8 protein-coding genes are annotated in these 10,506 nt (G+C 74.8%); 2 read left to right on the forward strand and 6 right to left on the reverse strand.

Translation table 11 applies throughout. From position 1 onward, the window contains the following. Nucleotides 1-22: 22 nt before the first annotated feature. Nucleotides 23-3,175: a preprotein translocase subunit SecA gene (secA, locus tag ACGBYP_RS06805; protein ID WP_411582511.1), complete on the reverse strand. Its 3,153-nt coding sequence runs from the start codon at nucleotides 3,173-3,175 to the stop codon at nucleotides 23-25. A gap of 90 nt (nucleotides 3,176-3,265) precedes the next feature. Here secA and ACGBYP_RS06810 point away from each other — a divergent pair, with 90 nt between their 5' ends. Beyond that, nucleotides 3,266-3,706 carry a TIGR03618 family F420-dependent PPOX class oxidoreductase gene (locus tag ACGBYP_RS06810; RefSeq protein WP_411582512.1) on the forward strand — a complete coding sequence of 147 codons (441 nt, stop codon included), beginning with the start codon at nucleotides 3,266-3,268 and terminating at the stop codon, nucleotides 3,704-3,706. Continuing rightward, nucleotides 3,703-4,278: a GNAT family N-acetyltransferase gene (locus tag ACGBYP_RS06815; RefSeq protein WP_411582513.1), complete on the forward strand. Its 576-nt coding sequence runs from the start codon at nucleotides 3,703-3,705 to the stop codon at nucleotides 4,276-4,278. The genes ACGBYP_RS06810 and ACGBYP_RS06815 overlap by 4 nt, the downstream gene beginning before the upstream one ends. Nucleotides 4,279-4,433: 155 nt before the next feature. On the opposite strand, the gene hpf is transcribed toward ACGBYP_RS06815, so the two are convergent. The 5 genes from hpf to mtrA form a co-directional block, all read right to left on the reverse strand. Then, nucleotides 4,434-5,168: a ribosome hibernation-promoting factor, HPF/YfiA family gene (hpf, locus tag ACGBYP_RS06820; protein ID WP_411582514.1), complete on the reverse strand. Its 735-nt coding sequence runs from the start codon at nucleotides 5,166-5,168 to the stop codon at nucleotides 4,434-4,436. A gap of 91 nt (nucleotides 5,169-5,259) precedes the next feature. Beyond that, nucleotides 5,260-6,042 (reverse strand): ComF family protein, encoded by a 783-nt coding sequence (locus ACGBYP_RS06825; protein ID WP_411582515.1) that lies wholly within the window; start codon nucleotides 6,040-6,042, stop codon nucleotides 5,260-5,262. 96 nt (nucleotides 6,043-6,138) lie between these two features. Next, the gene (locus ACGBYP_RS06830) at nucleotides 6,139-7,875 is read right to left on the reverse strand and encodes an LpqB family beta-propeller domain-containing protein (protein ID WP_411582516.1); all 1,737 of its coding nucleotides are present in this window, start codon (nucleotides 7,873-7,875) and stop codon (nucleotides 6,139-6,141) included. Then, on the reverse strand, nucleotides 7,872-9,587 hold the full coding sequence (mtrB, locus tag ACGBYP_RS06835; protein WP_411582517.1) for an MtrAB system histidine kinase MtrB: 1,716 nt from the start codon (nucleotides 9,585-9,587) through the stop codon (nucleotides 7,872-7,874). Before mtrB ends, ACGBYP_RS06830 begins: the two co-directional genes overlap by 4 nt. Before the next feature lie 31 nt (nucleotides 9,588-9,618). Then, the gene (mtrA, locus tag ACGBYP_RS06840) at nucleotides 9,619-10,326 is read right to left on the reverse strand and encodes an MtrAB system response regulator MtrA (protein WP_411582518.1); all 708 of its coding nucleotides are present in this window, start codon (nucleotides 10,324-10,326) and stop codon (nucleotides 9,619-9,621) included. Between the last annotated feature and the right edge of the window lie 180 nt (nucleotides 10,327-10,506).

The following is a 10,506-nucleotide window of genomic DNA, read 5'->3' on the forward strand; positions in this document are numbered from 1 at the left end:
GGCATCCTCGTGCGTCAGGGCCTCACGCGCCCGCGGCGCCGTGGCACTGCTTGAACTTCTTGCCCGACCCGCAGGGGCAGGGCGCGTTGCGCGGGGTCTCCTTGGTGCCGGTCACGGTCACCGACTTGGCGGCCTTGGCCGGACCCGACTCCTTGGGCGAGGCCTCGAGGTTCGGGGCGCTGTAGCTCAGCTGCTCCTGCTTCGGCGCCTCCAGGCCCTTGACGCCCAGGTCGGGGCCGGTGCCCGTGCCCGAGGTCTCCGGCTCCGCGGTCCCCGGCTCGGCGGTCACCGTCGCGGTGGCGGCGGCCGGCGCGGGCTTGCGGGTGCGCCGGGCCGAGCTCGTCGTCGTCCCCCCGCCGTTGCCGTTGCTCGACGGCGCCGGGGCGGCCGGCGTCTCGACAGCGGCCGGGGCGGGGGCAGCGGCGGGGGCAGCGGCGGGGGCGGCGGCAGCGGCGGGGGCGGCGGCAGCGGCGGGGGCGGGCGCCGTCCCGTCGCCGTTCGAGGAGGGGGCCTCGACCGGCGCAGCGGTCATCGCGGCCCGCACCGCGGCGGCCTGCGCGGCAGCCGCCTGGGCGGCGGCCTGGCGGGCGAGCACGGCCTGGGTGCCGGCCTGGGCGCGGGCGAGCGCCTCGGCCTCGGCGGCCGCCTGCTGCTGGGCGGCCTCGGCCTCCTGCTGCGCCTGGCTCTTGACCTCGAGGTTGAACAGGAAGCCGACGGACTCCTCCTTGATGCCGTCGAGCATCGCGTTGAACATGTCGAAGCCCTCGCGCTGGTACTCCACGACCGGGTCGCGGTTGGCCATCGCGCGCAGGTGGATGCCGGCCCGCAGGTAGTCCATCTCGTAGAGGTGCTCGCGCCACTTGCGGTCGAGCACGCTCAGCAGCACCCGGCGCTCGAGCTCGCGCATGACCTCCGAGCCGAGGGCCTCCTCGCGCGCCTCGTACGCCCGGTGGACGTCGGCGAGCAGCTCGGCCTTGAGGTCGTCGGCCGACAGCGCGGACTGGTCGCCGTCGGCGATCCGGTCGAGCATCTCCTGCTGGTCCAGGCCCACCGGGTACAGCGCCTTGAGCCCGGTCCACAGCTGCTCGAGGTCCCAGTCCTCGGCGTAGCCGGTCTCGGTCGCGCCGTTGACGTAGGCGGCCACGACGTCGTCGACCATGGTCTGCACCTGCACGTGCAGGTCCTCGCCGTCGAGCACCTTGCGGCGCTCGTCGTAGATGACGGTGCGCTGGCGGTTGAGCACCTCGTCGTACTTCAGGACGTCCTTGCGGACCTCGAAGTTCTGCTGCTCGACCTGGGTCTGCGCCGACCGGATCGCCCGGCTGACCATCTTGGACTCGATCGGCTGGTCCTCCGGCACGCGGAGGGTGTTCATCATCGACTCGAGCATCGGGCCGTTGAAGCGCCGCATCAGGTCGTCGCCCAGCGACAGGTAGAACCGGGACTCACCCGGGTCGCCCTGACGGCCGGAGCGGCCGCGCAGCTGGTTGTCGATGCGCCGGCTCTCGTGCCGCTCGGTGCCCAGCACGTACAGGCCACCGACCTCGGCGACCTGGTCGTGCTCGGCCTTGACCTGCGCCTTGGCCTCGGCGACGGCGTCGTCCCAGGCGGCCTCGTACTCCTCCGGTGTCTCCGCCGGGGACAGGCCCGCAGCCCGCAGTCGCTCGTCGGCGATGAACTCGGCGTTGCCACCGAGCTGGATGTCGGTGCCGCGGCCGGCCATGTTGGTGGCCACCGTGACCGAGCCCAGCCGCCCGGCCATGGCGATGATCGAGGCCTCACGCGCGTGGTTCTTGGCGTTCAGCACCTCGTGCGGGATACCGCGCTTGAGCAGGTACTTCGCCAGCTCCTCGGACTTCTCGACGCTCGCGGTGCCGACCAGCACCGGCTGCCCGGCCTCGTGGCGCTCGGCGATGTCGTCGACGACCGCGGTGAACTTCGCCTTCTCGGTCTTGTAGATGACGTCGGCGCGGTCGTCGCGGACCATCGGCCGGTTCGTCGGGATCGGGACGACGCCCAGCTTGTAGGTCTGGTTGAGCTCGGCGGCCTCGGTCTGGGCCGTGCCGGTCATGCCCGCGAGCTTGTCGTAGAGCCGGAAGTAGTTCTGCAGCGTGATCGTGGCGAGGGTCTGGTTCTCGTCCTTGATCTGCACCCGCTCCTTGGCCTCGATGGCCTGGTGCATGCCCTCGTTGTAGCGGCGCCCGGCCAGCACGCGGCCGGTGAACTCGTCGACGATGAGGACCTCGCCGTTGGTGACGATGTACTGCTGGTCCTTCTTGAACAGCTCCTTGGCCTTCAGGGCGTTGTTCAGGTAGCCGATCAGCGGGGTGTTGACCGCCTCGTAGAGGTTGTCGATGCCCAACTGGTCCTCGACGAACTCCACGCCCTCCTCGGTGACGGCGACCGTGCGCTTGGCCTCCTCGACCTCGTAGTGCCGGTCGCGCTTCATCAGCGGGGCGATGCGGGCGAACTCGCCGTACCACTTGGCGCTGGTCTCGGCCGGGCCGCTGATGATCAGCGGGGTGCGGGCCTCGTCGATGAGGATCGAGTCGACCTCGTCGACGATCGCGTAGGCGTGGCCGCGCTGCACCAGGTCGGCCTTGGCCCAGGCCATGTTGTCGCGCAGGTAGTCGAAGCCGAACTCGTTGTTCGTGCCGTAGGTGATGTCGCAGGCGTACTGCTCGCGGCGCTCGGCCGGCTGCTGACCGGAGACGATCGTGCCCACCGACAGGCCCAGGAAGCGGTGGATGCGCCCCATGGTCTCGGCGTCGCGGGCGGCGAGGTAGTCGTTGGTCGTGACGATGTGCACGCCCTCGCCGGGCAGGGCGTTGAGGTAGGCGGCCAGCACACCGGTGAGCGTCTTGCCCTCACCGGTCTTCATCTCGGCGATGTTGCCCAGGTGCAGCGCGGCGCCGCCCATCATCTGCACGGGGTAGTGCCGCTGGCCCAGGGTGCGTCCGGCCGCCTCGCGGACGACGGAGAAGGCCTCCGGCAGCAGCAGGTCGAGGCTCTCGCCGTCGGCGTACCGCTCCTTGAACTCGTCGGTCTTCGCGCGCAGCTCGGCGTCGGTCAGCGCGGCGGTGTCGGCCTCGTGGAGGTCGACCGCGTCGGCGATCTTGGACAGCCGTCGGAGGAGCTTGCCCTCACCGGCACGCAGGATCTTGTTGAACACCACGACACCAGCGTAGGCGGCGAACCCCCGAACTGGTCCACGCGGCGACCGATCCGGCTACCCGGGCGCGCCCGCTCCGTACCGTCGGGAAGCGTGTCCTCCACCTCAGACTCCCCCGATCCCCTCCTCGGGCCCGGGCTGGTGGCCTTCTTCACCGAACGGCACCTGGCCACGCTCACCACGCTGCGCACCGACGGCACCCCGCACGTCGTCCCGGTCGGGGTCACCCTCGACCCGGAGACGGGCACCGCGCGGGTGATCACCTCGGGCACCTCGAGAAAGGCCCGGCACGTCCGCGACGGCCAGACCCGGGTGGCGGTCTGCCAGGTCGACGGCGCCTGCTGGACGACGCTGGAGGGGACGGCGGTGGTGCGCGACGACGCCGCCGCGGTCGCCGACGCCGTGGCCCGCTACGCCGCCCGCTACCGGCAGCCGCGGGAGAACCCGGCCCGCGTCGTCCTGGAGATCAGCGTGGACCGGGTGCTGGGCAACGCCGAGCGCCACCGCGGCCCCGGGGCGGGGTCCCCGGCGTGAGCAGCGCACACCCGGGCGGCATGGACCTGTCGGGCATCGACCTGGCCACCGAGACCATCCGGACCGAGCGGCTGGTACTGCGTCCCTTCCGCGAGGACGACGTCGACGCGGTGCTGGCCGGCTGCCAGGACCCCGAGGTCCAGCGCTGGATCAACATCCCGGTGCCCTACACCCGCGAGCACGCCCGCAGCTACGTGCTGGAGGAGTCCCCGGCCGAACGGGCGGCCGGCACCGGGACCGACCTGGCGGTGGAGGTCGACGGTCAGGTGGTCGGCTCGACCGGCGTCCACCGGATCGGCGTGCACCCGATGGGCCCGGAGATCGGCTACTGGATCGCGCCCGAGGGCCGCGGCCGCGGCTACGCGGCCGAGCTGACCCACGCGCTCGCCGCGTGGGCCCTCGGGCTCGGCGCCCACCGGGTGTACCTGGTCGCCGACGTGCGCAACGCCGGCTCGCAGCAGGTCGCCCGCCGGGCCGGCTTCTCCCAGGAGGGCGTGCTGCGCTCCTACCTCGCCTACCGCGACGGCAGCCGCGGCGACGCCGCCCTCTTCTCCCGCCTGCCCGGCGACTGAGGAAGGACCTCCCTGCCCCCACCACTCGCGAGCTCGCGGCAGGCTCCTGCCGGGAGGCCACGAGATCGCAGATCTCGGCGGACGAGCGGGCCCGGACGTGCGGCGAGCCGCCCGCCGCGGGTGCGGAGGACGGCTCGCCGGGTGGGCCGGGTCGGTCAGGCGTGCGCGGGTTCGCGCTCGGCCGCGGTGGGGGCCGCGGCACCCTCGGACGACGCGACGGAGGCGCCGAGCCGGATCAGCCCGTAGTCGAAGGCGTGCCGCCGGTAGACGACCGAGGGCTGGCCGGTGTCGGCGCACAGGAACAGGAAGAAGTCGTGCCCGACGAGCTCCATCTCGTAGAGCGCCTGGTCGACGTGCATGGGCGTGGCCTGGTGCACCTTCTCGCGGACGATGCGCCCGGGCAGGTGCTCGTCGAGGTCGGTGACCAGGGGGCCGTCGACGAGCGCGGCCTCGATGTCCGCGGACGGCTGGGCCGCCGGCGCCTCGGCGAGGTCGCCGATCGGGGCGGTGGTGTCCGCGGCGCCCACCGGCACGACGTCGACGGCCGCGCCGCCGACCCGCACGCTGGGCGGGGTGTGCCGGCCGTGGTGGACCCGGCGGCGGTCGTTGGCCCGCCGCATCCGGTTCTCCAGCTTGCCGGCGGCCAGTTCGAGCGCGGCGTAGAAGTCCGGTGCGCACGCCTCGGCGCGCGCCACCGGGCCCTTGCCGCGGAGGGTGATCTCGACACGCTGGCAGTTGGCCGCCTGACGTGGGTTCTTCTCGTGCAGCAACTCGACGTCGATGCGGATGACCTTGCTGTCGAATCGTTCGAGCTGGCCGACCTTGTCCTCCACCTTCTGGCGGAAGTGCTCGGGCACCTCGACGTTGCGACCTCGGACCACGATCTCCATGAGACCTCCCGATCGGGCGGGTGTGATCGAACCCACGCTAGCCGCACTCGCCCGGTCCCGACACCGGGAGCAGTGACCTAACTCGTCCGGATCACCTCCGGACGGTGAAGGTGGCCGGTGCGCGCGCCGGCGCCGAGCGCGGGCCCCGGCGCACCGTCGCGGCGACGACCGCCGCCACGACCGGCTCACCGGCGTCCGGGGAGCCGGCACCGGCGGTCAGGGCGCGGGCCGCCTCGGTGAGGGTGGCGCCGCTGGTGGCGACGTCGTCGACCAGCACCAGCCGGCACCCCGGCGGCAGCCGCGCCGGCAGCCGCCGGAACCGGCCGGTGAGGTTGGCCCGCCGGGCCGCGGCGTCCAGGCCGGCGGAGTCGCGGGTGCGCCCGGTGCGGCCCAGCAGGGGCACCGACCCGGCGGGCAGCCCACCGGCGCGCAGCTCCGCGACGGCGTGCGCGGCCAGCTCCTGCACGTGGTCGCGGCCGCGCCGCCGCACCGCGGCCGGTGCGCTGGGCATCGGCACCAGCAGGACCGGCCCCGGCGACGGCGGCAGCCCGCCGAGGACGGCGGCCACCGCGAGGGCCAGCGCGGCGCCCAGCGGCGCGGCCAGTTCCGCCACCCCGTGCTCCTTGAACGCCACCACCGCCGGCCGCACCGGCCCGGCGTAGGCCCCGGCGGCCACCGTCGGCGGGAAGCCGGGCGGGTGGCGGCGCGGCTCGGCCAGCCGCGGGCGGGTCAGCCGGCTGCGGCACGCCGGGCACAGCACCGCGCCGGGGCCGGCGCACCCCGCGCACACGCGGGGCAGCACCAGGTCGGCCAGCGCCCGCCCCCCGGTGCGCAGCAGCCCGGGCGGTCCGTCGTCCTGCGTCGTCCCCGGCACGCCACCGAGCCTGCCGGGTGGAGCGCCGGGCGAGCGGACCGCCGGCCGGTCCGGGGACCGCACCCCCGGATGGGGACGGCGGCCGGCCCGGACGGCTCACATCGGGTAGAAGGGCGCCTGCCCGGCCAGCGGCGGCGCACCGCGGACGAGGGTCACCCAGGTGCCGCCGGACAGCTGCCACACCGTGCCCTTGGAGACGACCAGCGGCTGCCGGCCCGGTGCCGCCGCCAGGGAGGTGGCCTGTTCCGGCAGGCCGTTGGTGACCACCGGCGCCAGCCCGAACCCGTCGACGCCGACGGTGTAGGGCACGGTCCGCTGCGCGCTCGGGTCACCGGCCAGCACCATCAGCAGGCCGGCGTTGCGCCACGCGACGTCGACCACCTGCCGCACGGTCGGAGCGATGGACCGCAGGTCGCGCACGCTGACCGCGTCGTCGGCGCGGACGACCGTGCCGACGTAGAGCCGCCCGCCGCCGGGGCCGTCGATCACCACCGCGGCACGGACGCCGTCCGGGGACAGCTGGAAGCTGGTCGCCCGGCCCAGGCCGGGCAGCGTCGGGGCGCTGACCGCCTGCGGGGAGCCACCGGCCGGCAGGCGCACCACGTCGGTGCCGTTGCGGACCGTCCAGACCTCCGACCGCGTGCCCGGCGTGGTGGGCGCGGTGAAGCTGGCGCCGTCCAGCACCCAGGCGAGGTCGCCGTCGTAGGGGCCGGCGAACAGCGTCGCGGGCGCCCCGGTGGGCGAGTTGGTCGTCGACACCCCGGCGGTCAGCGCGAGCTGGCCGGTGCGGGGGTCGACCGAGACCGCCGCCGACGACAGCCCGTACGCCCCCGCCCCGGCCGGGCCGGGGGACGGCGTGCCGTCCGACGCCCGGCGCAGCCCGCCGTCGGCGAGGTAGTGCCCGACCGCGTTGGGCGGGGCGGCGTCGGGGTTCAGCTGCGGCCAGTCCTCGCGCGTCTGCCGGTCGGGGACGCCGGACAGGCCCAGCGGCTGCCCGTCGCGCAGCACCTCGACGGTCTGCAGGCCGAGCTCCTCCTGCTGCAGCGACCAGACCAGCTGCCCGGCGGCGGAGGCGACGGCCTCGTCGCTGGTGCCGGCGGGGAAGGCCAGGTCGACGGTCGCGGTCTGCCCGGAGACGGCCACCGTGCTGCGCAGGCTCGCGCCGGTGAGCGGGTTGACCACCCCGGCCGCCACCGCCGGTGCCGGCCCGGACAGCAGCCGCTCCACCACTGCGTTGGGCTGCGCCTCGCCGTCCACCAGGTACCGCGGGTCGGGGACCACGCGGGTGCCGGTGGGGTCGAGGAAGAAGACGTCGACCTGCTCGTAGGTGCGGGTGAAGTCCGGCTCCAGCAGGAGCAGCCCGTCCGGCGGGTCGGTGATCCGCCACTCCCCCGACTCGTCGGTGAGGGTGAACGTGCGGGCGAAGACCTCCTCGGACCCGACGGCGAAGACGCCCCGCTCGTCGACCGAGCCGATCTCCTTGGCCGTGACCTGCACCGTGCCCGCCTGCGCCTGCACCGGGGCGTAGTCACCACTGATCACGGTGACCCCGTCGCTGTCGGACCAGCTGCTGGCGGCCTGCGCGCTGAGGTACTGGCGGGCGACCGGGTGGTTGCGCGCGGTGCTGGCGTTGGCGTCGATGAACCCGCGCACGACCTCCTCGGGCGTCGCCCCCGGCTCGGGCGCCTGCGGCTCGATGCCCACCGCGTCGGCCGGCGGCTCGGCGGCCTGGGTGATCTGGGTGATCGGCGAGCTGCTGGGCACCGTGCTGCACGCCGGCAGCAGGACGGCGACCAGCCCGACCAGCCCGGCCCGCGCGGCCCGGCCGGTCACGCCTGCCCCCGGCTCAGCATCGGCGGGCGCAGCGGCAGCGGCGAGCTGGTGAGCTCGTCGCCGGCGACCAGCGGGAGGGTGAGCCGGAACTGGGCGCCCTGCCCGGGCAGGCCCCACACCTGCAACCAGCCGCCGTGCAGCCGGGCGTCCTCGAGGCTGATCGACAGGCCCAGGCCGCTGCCGCCGACGGTGCGCACCCGGGACGGGTCGGCGCGCCAGAACCGGTCGAAGACGTGCTCGGCGTCCGAGGCGCTCAGGCCCACCCCGTGGTCGCGGACGGTGATGGCCACCGCCGACCGCGAGGCGGCCAGGGTGATCTCCACCGGCTGCCCGCGGCCGTGCTCGATCGCGTTGCCGACGAGGTTGCGCAGCACGCGCTCGACCCGGCGTCCGTCGACCTCGGCGATGACCGACCGCGGCGGCAGGCTCACCAGCAGCGCGCAGTCGTGCCGCTCGGCCAGCGACGCCATCCCGGTCACCACCCGCTGCACCAGCGGGCCCAGCTCCTGCGCCTCGGGCTCGAGGGTCGCGGCACCCGCGTCGTAGCGGCTGATCTCCAGCAGGTCGGTCAGCAGGGCCTCGAAGCGGTTGAGCTCGGCCTGCAGCAGCTCGGCGGACCGGGCGACCGCGGGGTCGAACTCACCGCGGGCGTCGTGCAGCACCGCGGCCGCCATCTGCACGGTCGTCAGCGGGGTGCGCAGCTCGTGCGAGACGTCGGAGGTGAACCGCTGCTGCAGCTGCGACAGTCCCTCCAGCTGGGTGATCTGCTGCTGCAGCCCCTCGGCCATGGCGTTGAAGCTGGTGGCCAGCCGGGCCAGGTCGTCCTCCCCGCGCACCGCCAGCCGCTCCTCCAGGTGCCCCTCGGCCAGCCGCTGGGCGCTGCCGGCGGCGCGGCGGACCGGGTCGACGACCAGCCGGGTCACCAGCACGCCGATGCCGGCCACGAAGAGGACGAGGACGGCGCTGGTGATTGCCACCGTGCTGCGGATGCCGGAGAGGTTGGCCTGCTCCTGGTCCAGCGGGAAGGCGAAGTAGACCTCGACGCTGTCGCCGCCCCCGGGGTCGGTGGGCACCGGCGCGCCGACGATCAGCGTGGGCACCGGCTCGCCGCGCAGGTCGGGCACCCGGGCGTAGCGGTAGGCCTGCGCCCCGCCGGCCACCTGGGCCTCCAGGTCGGCCGGCAGCGCGGGCTCGACGCCGCGGCGGCTGACCGCCGGCCGCTCGTCCTCGCCGGAGCGGTAGATCATCACCACGTCGAAGTCGCCGGCCGCGCCACCCCGGCGCTGCAGGCCCTCGACGGTGCGCGACAGGGTCGAGCGCACGCTCGCGGAGTCACCGGTGGCGATGCCGCTGACCTCGGTCTGGGCGTAGGCGACGCCGGCCAGCGTCTGGTCGACGGCGGCCTGCTGCTTGACGTCGAGCAACTGGTTCCGGATCTGGGTGAACAGCACCATGCTCACGATCACCACCACGACGGCGGCGACGAGCATCGTGATCGCACCCACCCGCAGCTGCAGCGACGCGCGCCAGGCGTGCAGCACGCGGCGGGCCCCCCGGCCGGTGCGCACCAGCGCCCGGCGGCGCACCCGGCGCACGCGCCGGCGGAGCCCGCGGCCCAGCTGGGCGGGCCGGCGGCGCGACGGCCGGGGAGCGCCCCCGCCGTCCGGCTGGGGCCCCCGGTCGACGACCGGCGGCCCGATCGTGGTGCTCACCGGACCGGGAGGGCCCCACGACGGGGCGCGCTCACGGCGGGCCGGCCTTGTAGCCCACCCCGCGGACGGTCAGGACGACCTCGGGCTTCTCCGGGTCGCGCTCGACCTTGGCGCGCAGCCGCTGCACGTGCACATTGACCAGGCGGGTGTCGGCGGCGTGCCGGTAGCCCCACACCTGCTCCAGCAGCAGCTCGCGGGTGAACACCTGCCGCGGCTTGCGGGCCAGGGCCACCAACAGGTCGAACTCCAGCGGGGTCAGCGCGATCGGGGCGCCGTCCCGGGAGACCTGGTGGGCGGGGACGTCGATCTGGACGTCGCCGATGGCCAGGCTCTCGGCCTGACCGGTGTCGCCGCGGCGCAGCTGAGCGCGCACCCGGGCCACCAGCTCGACCGGCTTGAACGGCTTGGTGACGTAGTCGTCGGCGCCGGCCTCCAGCCCCTGGACGACGTCGATCGTGTCGGTCTTCGCGGTGAGCATCACGATCGGCACGGAGGACTGGGTGCGGATGTCGGCGCAGATCTGCAGGCCGTTGCGGCCGGGCAGCATCAGGTCCAGCAGCACGAGGTCGGGGCGCAGCTGCTGGAACGTGGCCACGGCGCGGGCCCCGTCGGAGACGAACGCGGGGTCGTAGCCCTCGCGGCGGAGCACGATGCCGAGCATCTCGGCGAGGGCGGCGTCGTCGTCGACGACGAGGACGCGACCGCGGCTGGCTCCTGCGCTGGGAGCGGATGGTGGCACGCCGCCATTGTGCGTGACGCGCGCCGGGAAACGCCCCGCCCCGCCCGGCGGACTTCACCGGACGGGGCAGGTGGTGCTGGTCAGCGGCCGGTCGGGCGGCCGTCGCCGGTGCGGGTCGACCCACACCGGCTGACGTGGAGCCGCGCCACGGCACGGCTCCACGTCAGCTCACGGGGGTCG

Source organism: Modestobacter sp. SSW1-42 (assembly GCF_046635825.1).
Lineage (GTDB): Bacteria > Actinomycetota > Actinomycetes > Mycobacteriales > Geodermatophilaceae > Modestobacter.